The organism is Mesorhizobium sp. BR1-1-15 (assembly GCF_020165475.1).
In the GTDB taxonomy this organism is placed as follows: domain Bacteria; phylum Pseudomonadota; class Alphaproteobacteria; order Rhizobiales; family Rhizobiaceae; genus Mesorhizobium.
This window is the reverse complement of the sequence record NZ_JAIUIF010000030.1, coordinates 1-22,218: the sequence shown is the minus strand read 5'-3', so window position 1 is coordinate 22,218 and position 22,218 is coordinate 1. Positions and strand designations below refer to the sequence as shown.

General features: G+C 63.4%; 20 protein-coding genes and 1 pseudogene. 6 read left to right on the top strand and 15 right to left on the bottom strand.

The features are described from left to right. Positions 1 to 32: 32 nt before the first annotated feature. Positions 33 to 518: a VOC family protein gene (locus LB541_RS28225; protein ID WP_140499028.1), complete on the bottom strand. Its 486-nt coding sequence runs from the start codon at positions 516 to 518 to the stop codon at positions 33 to 35. Positions 519 to 629: 111 nt separating this feature from the next. Here LB541_RS28225 and gcvA point away from each other — a divergent pair, with 111 nt between their 5' ends. Further along, positions 630 to 1,514, top strand: coding sequence for a transcriptional regulator GcvA (gene gcvA, locus LB541_RS28220; protein ID WP_140499030.1), 885 nt, complete (start codon positions 630 to 632; stop codon positions 1,512 to 1,514). 36 nt (positions 1,515 to 1,550) lie between these two features. Here the strand turns inward: gcvA and LB541_RS28215 are convergent, their stop codons facing one another. Next, entirely contained in the window at positions 1,551 to 3,173 is a 1,623-nt protein-coding gene (locus tag LB541_RS28215) for an ABC-F family ATP-binding cassette domain-containing protein (protein ID WP_140895364.1), read from the bottom strand. A gap of 266 nt (positions 3,174 to 3,439) precedes the next feature. On the opposite strand from LB541_RS28215, the gene LB541_RS28210 reads away from it, so the two are divergent. After that, a complete protein-coding gene (locus LB541_RS28210) occupies positions 3,440 to 3,706 on the top strand; it encodes a hypothetical protein (protein ID WP_224620096.1) in 267 nt (88 codons plus the stop codon). A 46-nt stretch (positions 3,707 to 3,752) separates the two neighbouring features. Here the strand turns inward: LB541_RS28210 and LB541_RS28205 are convergent, their stop codons facing one another. Beyond that, complete coding sequence (locus LB541_RS28205) at positions 3,753 to 4,658, bottom strand: S1C family serine protease (protein WP_140582497.1); 906 nt, start codon at positions 4,656 to 4,658, stop codon at positions 3,753 to 3,755. Between the two features lie 236 nt (positions 4,659 to 4,894). On the opposite strand from LB541_RS28205, the gene yghU reads away from it, so the two are divergent. Together yghU and LB541_RS28195 are read left to right on the top strand one after the other, a co-directional pair. Beyond that, on the top strand, positions 4,895 to 5,761 hold the full coding sequence (yghU, locus tag LB541_RS28200; RefSeq protein WP_140499040.1) for a glutathione-dependent disulfide-bond oxidoreductase: 867 nt from the start codon (positions 4,895 to 4,897) through the stop codon (positions 5,759 to 5,761). Between the two features lie 355 nt (positions 5,762 to 6,116). Beyond that, positions 6,117 to 6,857: a sulfotransferase family protein gene (locus LB541_RS28195; protein WP_140499042.1), complete on the top strand. Its 741-nt coding sequence runs from the start codon at positions 6,117 to 6,119 to the stop codon at positions 6,855 to 6,857. Between the two features lie 151 nt (positions 6,858 to 7,008). Here LB541_RS28195 and LB541_RS28190 read toward each other — a convergent pair whose 3' ends face one another. The 10 genes from LB541_RS28190 to LB541_RS28145 all read right to left on the bottom strand — a co-directional run bounded on the left by LB541_RS28190 (position 7,009) and on the right by LB541_RS28145 (position 18,238). Continuing rightward, the gene (locus LB541_RS28190; protein ID WP_181167220.1) at positions 7,009 to 7,971 is read right to left on the bottom strand and encodes a hypothetical protein; all 963 of its coding nucleotides are present in this window, start codon (positions 7,969 to 7,971) and stop codon (positions 7,009 to 7,011) included. Between the two features lie 33 nt (positions 7,972 to 8,004). Continuing rightward, positions 8,005 to 9,036, bottom strand: a complete 1,032-nt coding sequence (locus LB541_RS28185) for a hypothetical protein (RefSeq protein ID WP_224620094.1) — start codon at positions 9,034 to 9,036, stop codon at positions 8,005 to 8,007. Next, the gene (locus LB541_RS28180) at positions 9,033 to 9,854 is read right to left on the bottom strand and encodes a hypothetical protein (protein WP_140499048.1); all 822 of its coding nucleotides are present in this window, start codon (positions 9,852 to 9,854) and stop codon (positions 9,033 to 9,035) included. Before LB541_RS28180 ends, LB541_RS28185 begins: the two co-directional genes overlap by 4 nt. Next, positions 9,851 to 11,272 carry a hypothetical protein gene (locus LB541_RS28175; protein WP_224620092.1) on the bottom strand — a complete coding sequence of 474 codons (1,422 nt, stop codon included), beginning with the start codon at positions 11,270 to 11,272 and terminating at the stop codon, positions 9,851 to 9,853. The genes LB541_RS28180 and LB541_RS28175 overlap by 4 nt, the downstream gene beginning before the upstream one ends. A 243-nt stretch (positions 11,273 to 11,515) precedes the next feature. Beyond that, entirely contained in the window at positions 11,516 to 12,286 is a 771-nt protein-coding gene (locus LB541_RS28170) for an exodeoxyribonuclease III (protein ID WP_140499052.1), read from the bottom strand. Positions 12,287 to 12,293: 7 nt separating this feature from the next. Beyond that, entirely contained in the window at positions 12,294 to 12,938 is a 645-nt protein-coding gene (locus LB541_RS28165) for an alpha/beta family hydrolase (RefSeq protein WP_224620090.1), read from the bottom strand. Between the two features lie 222 nt (positions 12,939 to 13,160). Beyond that, positions 13,161 to 14,282, bottom strand: coding sequence for a tetratricopeptide repeat protein (locus LB541_RS28160; protein WP_224620088.1), 1,122 nt, complete (start codon positions 14,280 to 14,282; stop codon positions 13,161 to 13,163). After that, the gene (locus LB541_RS28155; RefSeq protein WP_140556386.1) at positions 14,279 to 15,184 is read right to left on the bottom strand and encodes a Ku protein; all 906 of its coding nucleotides are present in this window, start codon (positions 15,182 to 15,184) and stop codon (positions 14,279 to 14,281) included. The genes LB541_RS28160 and LB541_RS28155 overlap by 4 nt, the downstream gene beginning before the upstream one ends. A 222-nt stretch (positions 15,185 to 15,406) precedes the next feature. Next, positions 15,407 to 17,893 (bottom strand): DNA ligase D, encoded by a 2,487-nt coding sequence (gene ligD / locus LB541_RS28150; protein ID WP_224620086.1) that lies wholly within the window; start codon positions 17,891 to 17,893, stop codon positions 15,407 to 15,409. Positions 17,894 to 18,013: 120 nt separating this feature from the next. Further along, positions 18,014 to 18,238 (bottom strand): hypothetical protein, encoded by a 225-nt coding sequence (locus LB541_RS28145; protein WP_140499061.1) that lies wholly within the window; start codon positions 18,236 to 18,238, stop codon positions 18,014 to 18,016. Between the two features lie 342 nt (positions 18,239 to 18,580). Here LB541_RS28145 and LB541_RS28140 point away from each other — a divergent pair, with 342 nt between their 5' ends. Beyond that, positions 18,581 to 19,846 (top strand): NAD(P)-binding domain-containing protein, encoded by a 1,266-nt coding sequence (locus tag LB541_RS28140; protein WP_140728416.1) that lies wholly within the window; start codon positions 18,581 to 18,583, stop codon positions 19,844 to 19,846. Positions 19,847 to 19,953: 107 nt separating this feature from the next. Next, positions 19,954 to 21,141: an ATP-grasp domain-containing protein gene (locus LB541_RS28135; RefSeq protein ID WP_140582519.1), complete on the top strand. Its 1,188-nt coding sequence runs from the start codon at positions 19,954 to 19,956 to the stop codon at positions 21,139 to 21,141. Positions 21,142 to 21,153: 12 nt separating this feature from the next. Here the strand turns inward: LB541_RS28135 and LB541_RS28130 are convergent, their stop codons facing one another. Together LB541_RS28130 and LB541_RS28125 are read right to left on the bottom strand one after the other, a co-directional pair. Further along, complete coding sequence (locus tag LB541_RS28130) at positions 21,154 to 21,972, bottom strand: class I SAM-dependent methyltransferase (RefSeq protein ID WP_140759693.1); 819 nt, start codon at positions 21,970 to 21,972, stop codon at positions 21,154 to 21,156. 22 nt (positions 21,973 to 21,994) lie between these two features. Further along, positions 21,995 to 22,218, bottom strand: a pseudogene (locus tag LB541_RS28125) (GNAT family N-acetyltransferase); the annotation flags it as partial.

Here is a 22,218-nt window from a genome sequence, read left to right as displayed (position 1 = left end):
GGGAACCTCCGTCTTCAGGATGGACTGCTGGATTACGCCTTGCCGGCGTGGGCCGCCTCAATGTCGGCGACAATGATCTTGCTCATCTTGTACATCGCCTGCCGCGCCCGCCCCGCCTTGTCGCGGTCCGGGTCGTTCATCAGGCGCAGCGCCGCTTCGGGGATCACCTGCCAGTAGACGCCGAATTTGTCCCTCAGCCAGCCGCAAGGCTTTTCAGCGCCGCCGCCCGCCGTCAGCGCGTTCCAGTAATAATCTGTCTCGGCCTGGTCCTTGGTCTCGATGTAGAGCGAGATCCGCTCATTGAACGGCGGCATCGAGCCGGCATTGAGCGCGGTGAAGCGCTGGCCCTCGAGCTCGAAGTCGAAGATCGCGTGCGGCACCGTTTTATTCGTGCCGCCGACGAAATCGGTGAATTCGATCGCCTCAAGCGCCCGGCCATTCTTGAACACAGACAGATAGAAGTCGCGCGCCTCTTCGGCGTTGAGATTGAACCAGAGGAAGGGGTGAACGGTAGCCATGCTGCTCTCGTGACGTTTGATCACAAATCCTGCGAGCATTCTGTCCAGCATGCGCTGGACAGACAATCCAAACTTTGGCAAGGATTTGTGATCAAATCTCACAGATTGGCCATGATCCGCAGACTTCCCCCACTCAACGCGCTGCCGGCCTTCGAGGCCGCCGCGCGGCATTTGAATTTCTCCAGGGCAGCCGACGAGCTCAACGTCACGCACGGCGCCGTCAGCCGGGCGATCAAGCACCTTGAGGAACAGCTCGGCGTGCTTTTGTTCGAGCGCGCGACGCGCTCGGTGCGCCTCACCGCCGTGGGCGAGCCCTATGCGAGGGCGGTCCACGAGATGCTCGACCAGCTCGCGGCCGCCACCCAATCGGCGACGGCCGCCCATTCGGGCTCGACATTGAACGTCTCCACCTCCGACGGCTTCGCGGGAAAATGGCTGGTGCCGCGGCTCTATCGCTTTCATCGCGCGCATGGCGACATCGACGTCAGGATTTCGACGACGGGCAGGTTGACCAATTTCCTTGGCGACGGCATCGACGTCGCCATCCGCTATGGCGCCGGAAACTATCCGGGTCTCACATCGGAATTCCTCACTGGCGAGGAGGTGTTTCCAGTGTGTAGCCCGAGGCTCATGCAGGGCGCCTGGCCGCTGGAGAAGCCCGACGATCTCAGGCACCACACGCTGATCCATGATGGTTTCCCGATCGGCTGGGCGGCCTGGCTGTCCAGCGCGGGAGTGGAAGGCGTGGATCCGCGGAGCGGGATTACCTTCGATTCCGCCACTTTCGCCGTCGAATCGGCCGTGCAAGGTGAAGGCGTGGTACTTGGCCGGACCATGCTCGTGGCGGCCGACCTCGCCACCGGAAGGCTTGTCCGCCCTTTCGGCCACGCGCTGAAATCGGTTTCCAGCTTCTACCTGGTCTACCCGCCGGACGCGGTCCGCCGGCGCAAGGTGAAGGCTTTTCGCGATTGGCTCTTTTCGGAAATGACGGCGTAGCGTGCCACGGCCGCTTCCGGAGAATAGCCTCTGTGCTTATCCCCTCAGCCCCGGTGCCTCCTGCCCGGTGCGCTCGACATATTCGGTGTAGCCGCCGCCATAGGTGTGGATGCCATCCGGCGTCAATTCCAGCACGCGATTGGACAGCGCCGCCAGGAAATGGCGGTCGTGCGAGACGAACAGCATGGTGCCCTCATATTGCGACAGCGCCTCGATCAGCATCTGCTTGGTGACGATGTCGAGATGGTTGGTCGGCTCGTCCAGCACCAGGAGGTTGGGCGGGTCGAACAGCATCAGCGCCATCACCAGCCGCGCCTTTTCGCCGCCCGAAAGCACCCGGCACTTCTTATCGATCTCGTCGCCGGAAAAACCGAAGCAGCCGGCAAGCGCCCGAAGCGGCGCCTGGCCGGCCTGCGGAAAATTGTCCTCCAGCGTCTGGAACACGGTGCGCTCGCCGTCGAGCAGCTCCATGGCATGCTGGGCGAAATAGCCCATCTTGACGCTCGGACCACGCGCCACCGAGCCCTGGTCGGGATTGGACGCGCCGGCCACCAATTTCAACAGCGTCGACTTGCCCGCGCCATTGACGCCCATGATGCACCAGCGCTCGCGTCGGCGCACCTGGAAGTCGAGCCCTTCATAGATCGAACGGCTGCCATAGGCCTTGTGGACGTTCTTCAACGTCACGACGTCCTCGCCGCAGCGCGGCGCCGGCTGGAACTCGAAATTCACCGTCTGGCGGCGCTTCGGCGGCTCGACGCGATCGATCTTGTCGAGCTTCTTCACCCGGCTCTGCACCTGGGCCGCATGCGACGCGCGCGCCTTGAACCGTTCGATAAAGGCGATCTCCTTGGCCAGCATCGCCTGCTGGCGCTCGAACTGCGCCTGCTGCTGCTTGTCCGCGATCGCGCGCTGCTGCTGATAGAATTCGTAATTGCCGGAATAGGCGGTGAGCGACCCGCCGTCGATCTCCACCACCTTGTTGACGATGCGGTTCATGAACTCGCGGTCGTGCGAGGTCATCAGGAGCGCGCCGTCATAATTCTTCAGGAACTGCTCGAGCCAGATCAGGCTTTCCAGGTCGAGATGGTTGCTCGGCTCGTCGAGCAGCATGGCGTCGGGCCGCATCAGCAGAATGCGTGCCAGCGCCACGCGCATCTTCCAGCCGCCGGAGAGTTTTCCGACGTCGCCGTCCATCATCTCCTGCGAGAAACCGAGACCGTCGAGCACTTCCCGCGCCCGGCCGTCGAGCGCATAGCCGTCGAGTTCCTCGAAGCGGTGCTGCGCCTCGCCATAGCGTTCGATGATCTCGTCCATCCGGTCCGCCTGGTCGGGATCAGCCATAGCCGCCTCCAGCGCCGCCATCTCGGCCGCCACTTCGCTCACCGGCCCGGCGCCGTTCATCACTTCGGCCACCGCGCTACGGCCGTCCATATCGCCGACATCCTGGCTGAAATAGCCGATCGTGACGCCGCGATCGACCTGCACCTGGCCCTCGTCGGGCTGTTCCTGCCCGGTGATCATGCGAAACAGTGTTGTCTTGCCGGCGCCGTTGGGGCCGACGAGCCCGACCTTTTCGCCTTTCTGCAAGGCGGCCGACGCCTCGATGAAGACAAGCTGACGGCCGTTCTGCTTGCCGATGTTTTCAAGTCTGATCATGAGTGGTCCGGGAGGCTGATGTGAGGGTGCGGGAGTTGCCCCGGCCCATACGCGAATGACAGCGGCGGGGAAAGAGGCAGAAGCGCCGCAGCGGGCGCAGCGCTCTTACGTCTTCCCACAGCGGAGGAGGGAGAAGCGCCCTCCAGACACACTTTAGAAACAAGATTCAACGTCCGGGAAAAAACTGGAGAAAAGCGGTGCTGCGATAACCACCCCCGCGGCGGCCGGAACCGGTCGCGGCGCAACGCAAAGGGATGGTCCCGAAAATGAAACCACGTTCGACCGGATGGATGGGTGCCCTGCTTGGCATTTCGTTTGCCATCAATGCGGTCGCATCGCAAGCACGCCAGCCGGCATGTGAAGAAGCCTGTACGCAAGCACACCCACGTCAGGAAGCACAAAGCCGCGGCTTGATCTTCTCAAGCCCGAACAAGGAGATAGAACGGTATCTTGAATCTCTTGATCGTCTTCTTCTTGACGTCCTCCCAGGAAAAAGCCGCCCTCGCGCAAGCGACGGCGGCTTTTTCTTTTAGACTGGGCTGTGAGCTTTCCTTCTCTGCTGTCGAGAAGGTAACGCGCTCACTGCAATTGCGGCTTCTTTAGGAAACTGTCGCGGTCGGCGGATTTGACGCGCAGCCAGGTTTCGCGGCCGTCGCGCAGGACCCGCATCGGGATCTCGGCGCCGGCCGAACCGCTGTCCCATAGCTTGCGATAGAAATCGGCCAGCCCGTCGACCGCGCCGTCGCGTATGTCTGAGATGACGTCGCCCTCGCGCAGGCCCGCCTTGGCGGCCGGACCGCCTTCGGTCACGCTCATCACCACCACCCGGCCGTCGCTTTCGGCCGAGAGGGCGCCGAGCCATGGCCGTGGCGGCCGCGCCACCTGGCCGCGCGTCAGGAGATCGTCGAGGATCGGCGGCAACAGGTCGATCGGCACCACCATGTTGATATCGGCGACCTCGCCGTTGCGGCTCATCTGCAGGCGCAGCGACCCGACGCCGAGCAGCGCGCCCTTTGCATCGAACAGCGCCGCGCCGCCCCAGGAAGGATGCGCCGGCGCGATGAAGATCGCTTCCTCGAGCAGATATTCCCAATAGCCGGCGAATTCCTGCTTGGTGACGATCCTGGCCTGAACCGACTGGCCGATGCCGTCGGCGAGCACCACGCTATCCCCGATCCTGGCCCTGCCGGCGTCGCCCAGCGCCACCGCCGGCAGGCCAAGCGGCGCCAGCGCCTGAACCAGGCCAAAGCCCGATTCCTGGTCGTAGGCCAGCGCATGCGCAGGCACGACGCGGCCGTCATGGGTCGTAAGCCACACCTCTTCCGCCTCGGTAATGAGATAGCCGATGGTCAGCACCAACCCATTCTCGCGGATAACGACGCCGCTGCCTTCGCGCAGCGTGCCCAATGCCCCGGCAGTGAAGGCATCGTCTGGAATGGTGGCGCGCACCGCCACGACGGAGCGTCTGTTGGGATTGATGGGCATGCTCTTGTCCTGGACGGGCTTGGGGGTCACGTTCCTATAGGTATGGCACGCGAACCAAGGCGCAAGGGGTTGGGGGGCATCCCCTCCATCCTTTCGAAGCCCAAAGGGAAGATGAGAGGCATGGTCATTGACAATAGTTCAACGCAAGTTGAACTTTCCCGTTTGCAGCCCTAGCTGTAGGTGCAACTGCCAGTCCCGCTTCCAACCTGTCTCTCCCCACAATACGAGGCCCCGCGATGACCGAATACACTCCGCCGAAAGTATGGACCTGGAACAAGCCGAGCGGCGGCGCCTTCGCCAGCATCAACCGCCCGATCGCCGGCCCGACGCATGACAAGGTGCTGCCGGTGGGCAAGCACCCGTTGCAGCTCTATTCGCTGGCGACGCCGAACGGCGTCAAGGTGACGATCATGCTGGAGGAACTGCTGGCGCTTGGCCACAAGGGCGCCGAATACGACGCCTGGCTGATCAGGATCAACGATGGCGACCAGTTCGGCAGCGGCTTCGTCGAGGTCAATCCGAACTCCAAGATCCCCGCACTGATGGACCGCAGCGGCGCCACGCCCATCCGCGTCTTCGAGTCCGGTTCGATCCTCACCTATCTCGCCGAAAAGTTCGGCGAGTTCCTGCCGACCGACCAGCCGGCGCGCGCCGAGACCCTGTCCTGGCTGTTCTGGCAGATGGGCTCTGCCCCTTATCTCGGCGGCGGCTTCGGTCATTTCTATGCGTACGCGCCGACCAAGATCGAATACGCCATCGACCGCTTTGCCATGGAAACCAAGCGCCAGCTCGACGTGCTCGACCGCCGCCTGGCCGAAACCGAATATCTTTCCGGCGCCGGCTACTCGATCGCCGACATGGCGGTCTGGCCCTGGTATGGCGGACTGGCGCTCGGCCGCATGTACAATGATTCCGGCGAGTTCCTTTCGGTGCAGGATTACAAGAACGTGCAGCGGTGGGCGAAGGCGATCGACGAGCGCCCCGCGGTCAAGCGCGGACGCATGGTCAACCGCGCCTTCGGCGAACCCGCGATGCAGCTGCACGAACGCCACGACGCCAGCGATTTCGACACGAACACGCAGGACAAGCTCGCGGCTGAGTGAGCTGCGAGGGCGGGCAGCGGCGCTGCCCGCCCTCCGTTTGATTTTGCGAAAGCGTCGATGACGGCAACGTCTCACCTAGAGGCGTGGACATCACGCCGATCCGCTCCGCGCCGTTCAAGACGGCAATGCGTCTTCTTCTATCATCGTCCGACGTCAACAGCGGTCCTCTCACACAGGCCCCATAGAAATCTGTTGCGCAAATGCCGGCCAGGGCGCAACGTGTTGCCAGAAGATCGATGCAAGGGAGCAAATCGATCCTGCGGCGCGGCGTCCTTGTCGCGCAGGGCATGCCTAGGGTTGCCGCGGCGTCCTTTTTTGGCGCGAGCACGCGGCCTTGGTTTGGTCGGGGGAACAAATGACGCTCACGCTGATCGGGGCTGGCTTCGGGCGCACCGGTACATGGTCGACCTTCGTCGCGCTGAACAGGCTCGGCCTGCCCTGCTACCACATGCAGGAAGTGATCCTGAACAAGGCCAACAAGGGCCATCTCGATTTCTGGCGCAAGGTGGCCAACAGCCCGCCCGGCACGCAGCAGGACTGGAGCCGGGTATTCGGCAATTACAAGGCGACGGTCGACAATCCAGGCTGCTGCGTGTGGCGCGAACTGATGGCCGCCTATCCCGACGCCAAGGTGCTGCTCACCTTGCACCCGCGCGGCGCGGAAGCCTGGTACGAGAGCACCATCGACACGATCTACTTCACCGAGAATGTCTGGCAGTTCAAGATCCTGGAATGGCTGACGCCGTTCGGCCGGAAATTCGGCGACATGTCACGCAGGCTGATCTGGGGCCGCACGCTAGCCGGCGTCATGGGCAACCGCGCCAAGGCCGTGGAGCGCTACAACGCATATGTCGAGGAAGTGAAGGCGGCGGTGCCGCCGGAAAAGCTGCTGGTGTTCAAGGTCAGCGAAGGCTGGGCCCCGCTCTGCCACTTCCTCGACGTGGCGCAACCGAACGAGCCCTTCCCCAATCTCAACGACCGCGAGGCCATCAAGAAGATCATCGCCGACATCATCAAGGGCTCCTACATCATGCTGGCGCTAAGCGTGGCGGCCGTTATCGCGGTGATCGCGGCGCTATGGTGGTGGCTGGGGTAGTTGGGCGCCGTTCGTCGATCCCTCGGTGCAGCGGGAGCGAAGCGACGAAGGCTTTGCGGTCCAGGCCACGCGATTGCGAAAAAGCGCTGCGGTCAAAACAAGGGCGTCGTTGTCGATACCGCCAAGCAGGCTGAATCGCGCGATCACCGCGTTAATTGGTGCCGCCGTCCGAGGACCGTCGTACCCGAATCTCGATACGCCGGCGTTCCCGAACATCGCCAACGTGGCTGCCGTCGGCGATAATGTCTCCCGGCATTACGAGCTGTGCCGCTGACAACGGAATGATCTTCACACTGCCCAGCCGTCCCGTCTGGATCAGCGCGTTCGCTACCGCGATCGCACGCGAGAGCCCCAGCCCCGCATTGTCGGCCGGGGTCAAATCGCTGATAGCGCTGGCTCCGTTCATCGCCGAGATCGCAACCGCATCGAGGTTGGACGGCTTGGCCGGATTGATTTTCTGCTCATCCGTGTGACCGACGATCTCGACGACATCGACTTTGTAGCGTGTCAGCAAAGACAGAACGTCGTCCGTGACCTTGGTCTGCAAACGAGCCCGGAACGCGTCGGTGAGAGCAGCGCTGCCACGTTCAAATGTATAGCCGTCGTCGCTCAACGTTATCATCGGCGGCCACTGCATCGACGATTCAGCGTCCGCGCTCCTGTCGTTGGAGGCCGAGAGCGTCTTTTCAAGTCGGTCCAGCAGACGGGGGTCGGCGGCCTTGGCTTCGCTGATTTCGAGCAGCAATTTCCGCAGCGTCGGGTCTGACGTCGGCGCGGCATCGATGCCCTTTTCCGTAAGCCCGTCGATCACCGCTTTGGCCGCAACGAGCTCGGTCCAGTTGGCTGGCGGCAAAGGAAGCGCCGCTTTTGGAAACAGCGCCTGCAGGCGCGCCAGTTCGGCACGCATGTCGGCAAGCTGGCCCACCGTGATGTCCAGGTTCGCGGAGGCCTGCAGCTCGGCGATCCTCTCATCTTTTCGCTGTGCGATGCTGGCCGAGACCAGAAGGAGGCAGAAAAGCAGAAGGAGGAGAAGCTCGGCCATTGTGAGCCCAAGCACCACGCCTCGGCGATGGCCGCGTTCCCCTTCGGCGATAAGCGAGGAAGGCATCTTCATCGACATCGTCCCACACTGACCATGCAACGCGCTTTAGCCGCCACGCCAGAGCCGTCTGAATAGACCCTGCCGCGTCGGCGCTCGATCATAACCCTCAAATGTCGCCGCAAGTTTGTCGAGCACATCGCTGGCCCGAAGCGCTTCCGCCGTGGACTGTTCCAGCCCGCGCCGAAGCTCCGCCACATCGCCAAGACGGGAAGAGAAATCGCTCATGGCGGTTTCGATCGCCCGCTGCAAACCGGCCACGACCGGCTCCAGCCGAACCTCGATGACCTTGTCGGGTGTCGACATGCCAGCGAGCTTGTCGGCCATCATCTGTGTCGCGGTCGCAATCTGCGTGCTGGCGCTGGTCAGGATGGCGTTGATATCGTGAACTGCCTTGGCTGTCTGGTCGATGCCGCCCCGCAGCTCCTCGGTGTCTATTCCGCTCTGCATCGCCAGCGAGGATGCCCTGATGTGCTCGGAAGCTTCCTTGGCGAGCAGGTCCAGAGACTGGACCAGGGATTTCGCCGAGGTTTCCACTTGCGTTCGTATCTCGTGATAGCCCTCTTGCAGCATCTGCTGGTTGGAGCGTTGGAAATGGTTCATCTCGCTCAGGATGCCATCGAGTTCCCGGCGCACCTTGCGGGACGCTTCTGCGAGCTCGAGACGTGACACGCGTTCCACTTCCATAGGGTCGCGCCGGAGCTGATTGAAGACGATGCGAAATGCAATGCCGGCGATGGTGGAGGCAACCGCGATGCCGAAATTGCGCACGATCTCGTCGACCGCGCCACCGCCTCCATACTGGTAAAGCGAAACGGCGAGGCTGGTGAGCGTGAAGATGAAGCCCATATAGTAGAAGTTGTCCCCGGTTTGGTCGTCGCGCAGCCGGAGCCCGCGCGCGATCATGATCATCGCCGCGTAGCCCATCATCAGCGCGATCGGCACGAAGGTAACGACGAATGCCGACACGGAAAGCGATTTGGCCACGACTATGTAGGCGGCGCCCAGGCCGGTAAAAACGATAAAGACCAGTGGCGCCGCAGCGTCCAACTGCCGGCTGGCCACGCGCGGCCGCCTCACCCTTCAACTCCTTGCAACGACTTGGCAGAGCTGAAAACGCCGTGATTGTAATCAATCCACTGCTGCCAGAATGCCATCAACGCGACGCTGTCGACGGGCGACTTCGCCCGGCGTATGAGCCAGATCGACACATCGCTGCCAGCGAGATCCGTAGCGAAGCGGTTTGCCGCGGGCGACTTTTTGAAGGCATCGAAATCTGTGGCGCCGCGGTAGTGAGAGAAGAATTCGGTATTCTCGAACATGTCCGAAACGACAATCAGCCGCGAGGGGACCGCACGCGTTTTCTGGGCGACCAGATGGCTGACGGCTATCGACTGAATGCCGGCCATGATCGGCGAGCTGTCGGCCTTGTTTGCCTCGACCGCTTTTTCAAGCGCAACCAGCAGCGGCTGGCCGAATCCCGCTTGCCAACGCTCTCGCGCCAGCGCCGCATTGCCGGTGAAAGCACTGAGGTCGCCGCCATTGCCGGGGTTGCACAGCGAGAAGAGTTCTTTCGTATAGGGTACCGCTGATGTAAGGGCCCTGATCTCGAGCAAGCCACCGCGCTGGATGCCGGAGGCGGTATCGCGCAGCAGGGTCTGGATGTTCAGTTTGGTGACGTCAGCGATTGCATCCGTGGTATCGATCAGGATGATGGTTTGCGACGCAGCTCCGACGACCGGGCAAAGCCGATCGTCAAGTTCGACGAGTTGCGAGCGCGCCGAGACATAGACGTAGGTAAAGCCTATCGCGGCGGCAATGAGGCCGAGCGCGAATAGAATAATCCAGCCCCAGTTGACAAGGTTGGAAGGCGAGCGCCGGGACCGTCGACCGCTCATTGGGCTTCAGGCACCAGCACATCCAGTTCGCGATACTGCTTCAACGCAGCCTCGAACTGTTCACCCAAGGCGACCAGCATCTTGTCGAGGTCGCCTTGCGCATCCTTGATGGAAGCTTGCAATTCGTCGCTGTTCCATTCCCCGTCGCGGAAATACTGGACGCCGATGCGGCCGAGTTGGTATGGCCGCGAGAAGCGCTCCGGCGCGGGTGTCGTGCGTACAGCGATATTGGCGTCCCTGTAGATTCGGAACAGGCTGTTTGCCGCACGTTCAAGCTGAGCTTGGTGGGCGTCGAACAGCCCAACCAACCGAGAGCGATGGGCCACGATCGCATCGTGTTCTGTCCGCTGCTTGCTGAGGTCGGCGCGCGCATCGGCGAGTTCGTCCTCATAACCACTGCGAACATCGGAAAGCTCGCCGATCAGGCCTTGCCGCTTGTTTCGATAATTTGCCCGCGCCTCGTCAAGCCGGTGATCAACCGTGGCGTAGCCTGGATAAGTGTCACGCATGCTGAGCCCATCGATCAGGGCAAAGAGTGAAAACATCACACCGAGGAAGAAGAGTATCCAGGAGCGAAATTCGTTCAGCGCGAATGGCGCGCTTAGCAAGCGTCGCATCACCTCGTCGCCATTGGTCGCGATCGTTCCGGCAATCTCGCGGTAATGCGCCAGACCAAGATTGATGGCAATCGCTGCGCCGATATAGGCCGCGATGGCGAGAATGCCGACAAACTTACGGAAAATCGAGCGATGCGCGATCTCGCGCACGCCATAGAGGGCGAACATCAGCGCGACGCCGACATTGAGAATCGCGAAGATCAGCGCCTCGACGATGCCGCCGACCAGCCCGAGCTCGTTTCGCTTTGCAAGCAGTTCGCCATTGATGACGAGCTCTGCCATCACCAGCGCCACCACAAAGAGCCATTTCAACGTCGTACCGATGGCGGTGGTCTTCTTGCAGGGCCGGCGAAGCCCGTTCTGATCCTTGAAATCACGATGCCAGGACTCTGCCTCCTTCAGATCGCGACGCAGCCCATGCAGATCATCGATTCCCATCTGCAATTCGGCTTTCAAGTCGGAGAGACCAGCCGTGGATGCCGCTTTTATATTGGCAAAGCGCGATTCAAAGTCGAGGTCGATGAGACGCTGCCTGAACCCCGCAAGTTGGTTCTCCAGATGATCGTGGGATTGTTTCTGGGCGGCTCCGACCAATTCGATGATATCGTTTTCAACGGCATCGTAAGGTAGGTCATCGCTTTGAGGCAGATTCTCCCTGCCCCGCTTCTCGCCTTTCTCCGCAAGCCGCATATCCGTTGCAATGCGCTGGACGTCAATGTCGGGGAATGACTCTGTCGTCGGCCTATAGGCATGCGGCGGCCGCAACAGCCGTTGCTTGAGCTTTTCCAGTGACCCGAACATTCCACCCCACGTACACTCTTCCGACCACCCGGATCGAGGCTAGCGGTAAGCTCCGGATTCTTCAACGAGTTTCGCCCAATCGAAAGTGGAGCTTTTGCGGACGCAAAAGCACGGCAATTCCATCAGAATGACTGTCTACTGCTAGGGAGCCGTATTTTACTCTGCGCCGTATACTGTATGGTCGCTGTCGCCGAAGGGCGGAGAAAAAGAGAGCGGGCATTCTGCTTCGCCAAACGCCGCCCCTCACCGCAACTCCACCCACACCGGCGCGTGGTCGCTGGCGCCGTCCTCACCGCGCACGTCGCGGTCGATGCCGGCAGCCTTGAGCTTGCGGGCGAGCTTCTTCGACAGGAGGATATGGTCGAGCCGCAAGCCCGCATCGCGCGGCCAGCGGTTCCGCCGGTAATCCCAGAAGGTGTAGAGCGTCTCTTTGGGGTACACCTTGCGCAGTGCGTCGGTCCAGCCTTGCTCGATGAGCGCCGCAAAGGCTGCCCGGCTTTCCGGCTGTACCAGCGCGTTATCGTCGTAGGAGCGCGTGGCATAGATATCGCGCGGCTCGGGCACGATGTTGTAGTCGCCCGCCAGCACCACCGGCAGACCGGTGTCGAGCAACTGTTCGGCATGCGCCGCCAACCGTGCGTGCCAGGCGAGTTTGTACTGAAATTTCGGCCCCGGCTGCGGGTTGCCGTTCGGCGCGTACAGGCAGCCGATGACGATTCCGTTCACCGCCGCCTCGATGTAGCGGCTCTGCCTGTCGGCATCGTCGCCGGGCAGCACATCGCGCGTCAGCACCGGCTCGGCGCCCCGCGCCAGTATGGCGACGCCGTTCCAGGTCGGCTCCCCCTTCCACACCGCGCCGTAGCCGGCATCGGCCAGGGCAGTGCGCGGAAACTGCATATCGCGCGCCTTCAACTCCTGCAGGCAGACGACATCGGGTCTTGCCGCCGCCAGCCAGGTCAGCAGATTCTTCAGTCGGCTGTTGACGTTATTGATGTTGAAGGAGGCGATTTTCATCGGCGGGTCAAGAGACGAGCTTGCCCGTCCAAGCCTTCACCGTTTCGGCCAGCGTCTTCAGATGATCGGCGGTCGAAAACCCCGAGATGCTCTTGCGCGGCTTCAGATCGTGATCGCCATCCTCCAACCATACGACCTCGATGCTGTCGGAGAGCCCATAGCCGGCAATCTCGTCGGGCGTGCCGAACTCGTCGCGCGTGCCCTGGAAGATCAGCGTCGGTATCGTCAACCCGGCCAGATGCTTGGTCCGCAACTGCTCGGGCTTGCCGGGCGGGTGGAAGGGATAGGCGAGGCAAAGCAGGCCCGAGATTTCGCCCCTGGCAAACATCTCGTCCGCCACCATCGAGGCGACGCGACCGCCCATCGATTTGCCGCCGATGATCAACGTCCCGGTCACGCCCCTCGCCCTGAGGTCGGCGATCGCCTTGATGTATTCCGGGTTCACTGTCTCGGCGCGCGGCGGCGGCTTGCGGTGGCCATAGCGGCGGGACGCCATATAGTGGAACTCGAACCGCGCGACCTGAAAGCCTACTGCCGCCAGCGCCTTGGCGGTGGCGGTCATCGAAGGAGAATCCATCGACGCGCCAGCGCCATGCGCGAGCAGGATGGTGACGGGAGCTGTGTCGTCGCCGTCGAAGAGGAAGGTGGTCATGGAATAGGGCTCCCGTGGCTCGGCGTTGGTGACCCCTTCTCCCCTTGTGGGACCCGAAGGGCGGGCGAGACCGTTGGCTCGCCCCGGGGGTGGTCTCGCGAAGCTCGGCCGGATCACGGGTGTTCCAGGAAACGCAAACGCCTCATTCCGACACGCACCCCTCAACCGTCTCGGCGCTGCGCGCCGATCCACCTTCTCCCAAAACGGGAGAAGGAAAGAGCTTTACCCCGCCGATTTCGCCAGCTGCATGTCCACGAACTGCACGCCCTTGGCCGCAACTCCAGCCCACTCCGACTCCGCGTCGAGCTCCAGATACCGCGCCCACAGCCGCCGCGCTTCCAGCAAATTGCCGGCGTCGAATTCGAGCCGGGCGAGATTGAAAACCGGATCGGCGTAATTGCCGTCGAGCGCGATCGCCTTCCACAAGTGCCTTCGCGCCGACGCCGTCTTGCCCTCCTCGCTCATCAGCCCGGCGAGATTGAACCAGGCCTCGACGAAAGCCGGATCGAGCTTGATCGCGCGCGCATAGTCATGGGCCGCTTCCGCCGGGTGGCCGCCGGCGCGCAGGCAGTTGGCGCGGTTGAAGGCGGCGATCGCGTCGCCTGGATCGATGGCAAGGCAGCGCTGGTAGAGCGCGGCGGCACCATCATGGTCGCCGCCCTCCTCCGCCGCTTCGGCCTCGGCGAACAGCTCTTCCAGCGGATCGTCGTCGGAGGCGCCGAGATCGAACAGCAATTGCCCGTCGAGCTCGCTCTCGCCGCCATCCAGATAGATCGCATCGGGCCGCCCGGATGCCGAGCCGACCGCGAGCGACTTGGCGGTGAGCGAAGCCACCGGGCCGGAACGATGCACCGAGCGCGCGATCGCGCCCCATGTCGCGCCACCGGCGACCAGCCCGGCATATTTGCGCGCCAGGATCAGGTCGCGGAAGGAATAGGGTTCCGAGTCATGTTCGAAGGCATCGAACAGCGACAAGAGATCGAGGTCGGCGCCGGATAGCTGCGACTGATCGATCAGCGATTGCCGCGACAGCGAGGAGGCCTCAGGCGCCTTCATCAGTCCGAGCAGGCGCAGAAAACCGTTCTCGCTGAGCAATGTGCGCCCGGCGCCGCGCTCGGCGGCGACGCGGCGTTCGACCTCGACATCGCCGGTCTTCGTGAGCCCGGCTTTGACCAGCCCGGCCTTGACCAGCAGACCGCGACCGAACACGACATGCGTGGTGCGCCGGATGACACCGCGCCTGAGTTCGCCATGCTGGCGCGCGACCTCGCGCGCCGCCAGCCTGAGCGGAAACGCCGCCAGCGCGCCGATCGTGCCGAATATCGCGCCGGCTGGTGCCGTCACTTCTTGCTCTTGCCGACCGCCTTCAGCAGGTTGGCTTTCAGCGGATTTTCAGCAGCGCCGCCCACAGCCGTCTTTTTGGCGGGCTTGGCGGGCGTCTCGTCGGCCTTGCTCTTCGACTTGGCCGGCGGCTTCGACTGCGACAGGCTCGCCTTCAGCGCATCCATCAAATTGATGACGTTGCCGCGCTCGGGTGCCGCCGCGATGATGGGCTTGTGGCCCTTCAGCTTCTCGCGGATCATCGCCATCAGCGCGATCTCATAGCGATCCTCGTAGTTCTTCGGATCGAAGGTGGTTTCCTTCTGCTTGATCAGCGCTTCGGCCAGTTGCAGCATTTCAGGATCCGGGTTGCCCGCAGGGATGTTGCCGAAATATTCAGCCGTGCCGCGCACTTCGTTCGGGTTCCTCAACGTACACACGAACATGCCGTTTTCGCGCGCGCCGATCGTCACCACGCGCTCGCGGCTGGACAGGACCAGCCGGGCGATCGCCAGCTTGCCGGATTTGCGCATCGCTTCGCGCAGCACGGCGAAAGTCTCCTCCGCCATCGCGCCGTCCGGCGCCATGTAATAGGGCGCGTCCTGGTAGATGACGTCGACCTCGTCCTCGTCGACGAAGGCCTCGATGTTCATCGTGTGGTTGGATTCGATGCGCACCGCGTCGAGGTCGCTATCGTCGATGATGATGTACTGCTTGTCCTCGTACTCGTAGCCCTTGACCAGGTCCGAACGCTCGACCAGTCCGAGTTCCGGATCGACCGGCTTCATGTTGATGCGGTTGTGGGTCTTCTTGTGCAACTGGTTGAACGAGATGCGCTCGCTGGCGCTGGTGGCGGGGTATAGCCGCACCGGACAGCTCACCAGACTGAGCTTGAGGTAACCTTTCCAACTTGCCCTGGGCGCCATGATGAACTCCTACGCGGCCATGCACTGAAACTTTTCGCAGCGCTTTCGTCCGAAGGACGAACAAGGCTGCGTAAATCCTACACCGACCCCGCACCTTACCGGCAAATCCTGACGAAATGTTTTAGGACGCCGGAAGGGCCGCGAGTAGAGAATAATTCAAATTGTCAAAAGCGTCGATGGACTTGGGTTTCTTCGCCCTCGCGAAGCGGGGAGGAAACCAATCTATTTGAACGTAGGCAAATCCCGAGCAAACTCGTCGATCTCAGCCCACGGATCGCCCGACGTTTCCAAGAGTCCCGGCAGCGACGCATAGTTCAGGTCCTGCGGCGCGTCGATCGTCTCCAGATCCGCCCAGCTCACCGGTGTCGAGGCCGGCAGGTTGGTGCGGGCGCGCAGCGAATAGGGTGCGGCGGAGGTGTGGCCGCGCGCGTTGCGGTGATAGTCGATGAAGATGCGCTTCTTGCGGTTGTCCTTGCCCATTGTGGTGGTGAAGGTGTCCGGCGCGCTTGCCGCCAGATGCGCGGAAATAGCGCTGGTCGCCTGGTGCAGCGTCTTCCAGTTTTGCCTGGCCGTCACTGGCACGGTGATATGGATGCCCTTGCCGCCCGAGGTTTTGGCGAAGGGCACCAGCCCCAGCTCCTCCAGTTCGCCCTTGATGTGCACGGCGGCCTCCACCACTTCGCGCCAGGAGATCCCTTCGCCCGGATCGAGATCGAAGACAATCTGGTCGGGCCTGTCGAGGCTGGTGCGATGCGTGCCCCAGGTGTGGAACTCGACCACGCCGAACTGCGCCAGCGCCAGATAGCCCTTCGCGCCCTCGACCGAGAGGTAGGATTTGGTCTCACCCTCGGAATTGGTCGCCTCGAAGGTGGCAACCGAAGGCGGCATGCCGGTGAAGGCATGGCGCTGGAAGAAGCAGTCCTTCGGCAGGCCGGTCGGGCAGCGCACCAGCGACACTGGACGCCCTAGAATATGCGGCAGCATGAAATCCCCGACCAGCGCGTAGTAGACGGCGATGTCGAGCTTGGTGGGCCCGGTCTTGCCGAACAGGCGCCTGGTCGGGTTGGTTACCCAGATCGTGGCGAGGTCAGCCTCCGCGATCAGCCGCTTGCGCTTGGCCGAAACCGGCGTCGACAGGCCGACATCCCTGAGGCCGCGAAACACCGCATGGCGCAGAGCATTGTCCGCCGTGCGGTTGGCGTAATGGATATGGGCTGAAAACAGCGGCTTCACCCAATGCATCTCGCGCATGATTTCGCGCGGCGCGCCTTCGGGCGCCATGGCGCCTGATGTGAGCGGCTCCAGCCGGGCCAGAAGATCGGCCGCGGTCTCGGCGTCGAAGCCGGTGCCGACCTTGCCGCGATAGTGAAGCTCGCCGTCCTCGAATTCGGCAAGGCCAAGCGCCGCCAGCCCCTCGGCTGCATCCGAAACCGTGTAGCCGGCGATGACGAAATCGCCGGTTTGCAGCGCCTTGGTCTTGGTCCAGCTCTTCGTGCGGCCGCTCTGGTAGGCCGCGGTTGCGCGCTTGGAGACGACGCCTTCCAGGCCAAGCTCCGAGGCCTGGTCGTAAAGCCCCTGCCCGTCGCCGCCCACGTGATCGCTGTACTGGATCGCGGAGTTGGCGCGCAGGCCGGCGAGCAGTTCGGCCAGCAGCGCCTTGCGCCTTTCCAGCGGCGCCTTGCGCAAATCCCAGCCGTCGAGATGCAGGAGATCGAAGGCGTAGAAATGCAGCTTGCTGCCGGCGCCCTCCGCCAGCGCGTCCTGCAGAAGCGCGAAGCGGGAAATGCCCTTGCCGTCGAGCACGACGATCTCGCCGTCGATGATGGCCTCCCGGCACGGCAGCTTGGCGAAGGCATGCGGCAGATCGCCATAACGCTTGGTCCAGTCGATGCCGCCGCGGGTGATCAGCCTGACCTCGCCACCTGTCAGATGCGCCATGGTGCGGTAGCCGTCGAACTTGATCTCATGCAGCCAGGACTCGCCGGTGCGGTCGCCAGGATCGTCACCGCCCGGCGGTTTCGGCACCTGTGTCGCCAGCTGCGGCTCTATGCGGGCGGCGGGAGAGGCCTTGACCGCGCCGGACAAGGCGCCGGGCTTCAGCGTGCCGGGCCTTGGCGCAGCCTTGGCCGGCGGCGGCGCCACCAGCTCCTCGATACGGCGGCCGGATTTCACGCTCTCCGGCCGCTCTTCGAGGATGTCGAGCGTGGGATTGGAAGCGAGATCGCGCTCCTTGAACAGAAGCCAATTCTTCTTGCCCTCCTCTTCGCCGGGCTTCGGCTTCAGCCTGGTCAACATCCAGCCGCCATTGAGCTTTTTCCCGGCCAGCCGGAACTTGAAGGCGCCGGTGCGCAAGCTCTTCTCGACATCCTCCATCGGCGCCCAGCTGCCCGTGTCCCAGACGATCATCGGCCCGCCGCCATACTCGCCTTCGGGAATGACGCCCTCGAAGTCGATATATTCGAGCGGATGGTCCTCGGTCTCGACCGCCAGCCTTTTGTCGGCCGGATTGAGCGAAGGTCCGCGCGGCACCGCCCAGCTCTTCAGCACGCCGCCGACCTCAAGGCGCAGGTCGTAGTGATCCGCCGTGGCATGGTGCTTGTGGACGACGAAGCGGTTGCCCTCCTCGGCGATCAACCCACCCGCCGGTTCCGGCGTCTTCGAGAATTCGCGCTTGGCGCGGTAAGGTTTGAGCTTGGAGGGCGTCGTCATGGCATCGACCGTCGCAAGCCAGCCAATTGCAACAACAGAGCGCCATGCCTGCTCGAACGGTCCGATGCGGCATGTATCAGGGTGACTAGCCGAAACGTCGCTGCCAACCAGTCACCACGCTCAATCGTCGGCCGCCGGCGTCAGTTCGAGCTCAGCGGGCGACAGGCCCTGCCGCAGCTGGCTCAAGCGGAATTCGTCGACCCAGTAGGCCTCGCCATCGACCAGCACGCGCGCCCTATAGGTGCCGCCTGAAAAACTCTGCGCGGTGATGTAGACCTTGTGGCGGTCGAGCGCCTTGCGCACCGCGGCACGCTTGGAGTTCTGGCTGTTCACGGCACTGGACATGCGCTTCGCCCTCGGTCGCCCTGACACGGAACTCGACCGCTCTTCGCGGTCCGGCGACTGGCCCCAAGGATGGCGGAGAGCGGCGCGGGTGTCAATTTCTTCGCCGCGGCGGCTTCCCTGCAAGACGCAAGCATAGCCGACGGCATTGGCTCGATTATGTCCGCGAACCTGTGGGCTGGAACAATATGACATCTTGTTTGGCATATGCGCCGAGGCGGCTCGGCGCTTCTGCTTTCCGCATTGTTAACCTCGGCGCGCCTAGGAATAGGGCGGGCTCCGGCCGCGGCGCCAATGCGTCAGAGCGGCGCGGGGATGGCGCGGCCATCCAGGAGAACAAGGTTCATGACCGCTTCCGTGCGAAGCAATGACTGTGAAGTGGCTGTTGTCGGCGCCGGACCTTTCGGACTTGGCGTCGCCACGGCGCTCAGGGCAGCTGATGTAGACGTGCTTGCCTTTGGCAGCCCGATGGGCTTTTGGCGCGAGAACATGCCTCGGGGCATGCGGCTTCGCTCGCCCTGGCGCGCAACCTTTATCGGCAACCCGAACGGCCCGCTCTCCCTCGATTCCTACGCCAGCGGCCAGCGCGTCCAATTGCGCGAGCCATTGCTGCGGCAAGATTTCGTCGACTATGGAATGTGGGTTCAGGCTCAGGCGGTTCCGGATCTCGACACGCGCATGGTGAGCCGTGTCGAACGGACCAATGCGGGATTCCGGCTGATCCTTGCCGACGGCGATGCGGTTCGCGCCGGCCGCGTCGTCGTCGCCATGGGCCTGAAGAACCAGGAACTGGTGCCCGCCGCCTTCACCGGCCTGCCCTCCGAACTGGTCAGCCACACCAGCGCGCACATTGGATTCGAAGCCTTTGCCGGCAAGCATGTCGCCGTTGTCGGACGCGGACAGAGCGCCTGCGAATCCGCCGTCCTGCTGAGAAAGGCGGGAGCCGACGTCGAACTCGTCTGCCGGGGCGACATCCATTGGCTGGGCGCGCCGTCCAGCAACCGGGGCCGCAATGTGCTCGGCGCCGCCGAGGAACTCCTGGCGTCGCCCTCGCGCGTCGGCCCGTTCCCGCTGTCCTGGCTGATCGAGGCGCCGGGTCTCGTGCATGGTTTGCCGGCGGCGGCGCGACGCTGGGTCAATGCGCGTGGCCTCAGGGCCGGCGCGTCAGGCTGGCTGCGGCCGGACTTCGGCGGCATCAAGGTCAAGGCCGGCCGCGTGATCGTCGGCGCCTCCGCCAGCAACTCCGGACTAGACTTGCGGTTCGAGAACGGCTCGACCGCTTACGATCACGTCCTGCTCGCGACCGGCTATCGCATAGACATCGGCAAGCTCGGGCTCTTCGCCCCCGATTTCCTCGATGCGATCGCCTGCCGCGACGGATCGCCTGTCCTTTCCACGGGACTGGAATCGAACATTCCCGGCCTGCATTTTGTCGGCGCCAGCGCGGTCGCGAGTTTTGGCCCGTTGATGCGTTTCACCGCCGCCACCCCGTATGCGGCGCAGGTCGTCACCCGTTTCATACGCACTGCCAGAAGCAAGGGGCAGAACGCACGGCGCTCCACCGTGAGACTGGGCGAAGCCTCGGTTCCCGCCGGCCCGAAGCCGCGTTGAGCATCGCGGGCCCCGCCATGTATCAGCGCGATCAGGCGGGGCTCTCGCCTGTCAAAGCGGAAGAGCTGGGCAACCGGCCGTGCCGGACAGCATGTGAGGATGTAGGCTTGGCGACGTCAGGCGCAGTGTTTCTTGGGGGCGCGCACGGCACGCTTGCCCTGGCGCGCAGCCTCGGCGCGCAAAAAGTGCCCCTCACCTACATCACCAATGATTCGCCGCTGCCGGGCTGGTCGCGATTTGTCGGAGCCACCATCCGCTGGCCCGGCCCAAACGATGAGCGGGCACTGCCGTTTCTGCTGGAAGCGGCGCCTAAACACCGGCTGGAGGGATGCCTCCTGATCCCGGCCGCCGATCCAGAGGTTCGCCTGGTCTCGGAAAACCTCGCCGCCCTGTCGGCGATCTATAAGATCTTGCTGCCTTCCTGGGATGCGTTGCAGTGGGTCTGCGACAAGCCTCTCCTCTACAGGCGGGCAACCGAGTTGCGGCTGTCCATTCCAAGGACCTATGACATCGCATCCATGGCGCAGGCCTCATCCCTGGACATGGTTTTTCCGGTCGTTCTCAAGCCTCACATGGGCGGCGGCAACACCCGCATCGCCAGGGCCAAGGTCGTCCAGGCCGACGACAGGGCCTCGTTTCTTGCCGCCTATCGCGACGCGGCCGAACAGGTCGGCGGCCAAAACGTCGTCGTGCAGGAGCGCGTGCCGGGCGGGGGAGAAAGCCAATTCTCTTACGCCGCGCTCTGGAACGAGGGCAAGCCGATCGCGGAGTTCACCGCGCGCCGCTCGCGGCAGTATCCGGTCGACTTCGGCTATACCAGCACCTTCGTCGAGATCGTCGACGAGCCCCGCGCCGTCGCTGCCGCGCGCACATTGCTGTCGTCGATCGGCCATAGCGGCCTGGTCGAGGTCGAATTCAAGCACGATTGTCGCGACGGCACGCTCAAGCTTCTCGACGTCAATCCGCGCCCCTGGTCGTGGTTCGGACTTTGCGCGCCTGCCGGCGTCGACCTGGGCGCGATGCTGTGGGAGACAGTGAACGGCCGGGCCACCGCAGCCGCTACCGCTCGCCCGGGAACGGCATGGATGTATCTGGCCCGCGACGCTGTTTCATCCGTGACGCTGATGCTGGGCGGCAGGCTTGGCATCGCGGCCTATGTCAACTCCTTCGCGACGGTTCGATCCTGGGCGGCGTTCGCCTCAAACGATCTGCTGCCGGGGCTGATCGAACTGCCGCTGACGGCATGGCGGGTGCTGACGAAACGGCTGCTGAACCCGGCCGGCCGCCGGCCCTGACAAAATCGCCCTTTATGATGGCCGGTAGTCGAAGATCGCGTAATCGATGGTCCGCACCGCGTCGAGGAAACGCGGCATGGGCGGCGTCACGCGTTGCTGGAAAGACCCGGCATCGCGGATGGCGGGCTTCGCCCATTCGATGGCCCTGTGGCTCGAACTGCCGTAAACGACGAGGCAGGGCCGCGGGTGCCGTTCCAGCGACGACATGAGATTGCCCAGCACGATTTCAAACACGTCCCTGGAAAAGGGATTGTAGAAATAGACCAGCAGCGGCGTCGGCGGGAACTCATACGTCGCGGCATCCGCTTCGATAACTGCAATCTGGCGGCATTTCTGGGCCGGGCTCTTGTATCGCTCGATGTTGCGCCGGGCGATTGCGACGAGCTCCCGCGCGAACTCCACACCGACAATCGCGGCGAACGGGTAGTGCGAGGCCAGCAGGAGCGTGCGCGACTTGCCCGAACCGATATCGATGAAGGTGTAGTCTGCAAGATCGTCCGTCAGCCTGTCCATGATGAAGGCGAAGGATCTGGGCGACGTGCAGACACATTCATTGCCCTGGTCCCGGTGCGGTCCGACGACATCGAGCGCGTCGAGCCGGATCGAACCCGCCGTATCGACGCCATTGTCGCGATCCCACTGGCGCGCCAGCCGGTCGGCAACGAGATGGCGGATGTTGCGTGCGACGAAGCGGCCGCTGTCACCGAGGCCATGCCGCCGGACGAGCCGGAACGGTTCGAGGATTCCTTGCTGCCGGACGAACCGCAGCGCCCTTGCGATGCGTCCCCTCGAGCGGTCCTGCAAATTGATGCTGTGCGTTTCACGGTTCATTGCGGATCGGCTCGGTTGCCTGTCAGCGCAAGCGGCGCAGGCCGCGCACCAGGCCTTGGCCCGCCTTGAGCAGCCGCGGTTTGGAGCGAATGAAAAGCTCGATCCGGCAGCGCAGCGAAATGTAGGCGGTAGCGCCCCATCCCCGCAGTGTCATCGACTGGCACAGTTCGGCCAGCACCGAACTGGTGGCGCCGATGTGCTCCTTATAACCCTGGCTGCCGACCGAAAGGTCGAAATAGTCGAACC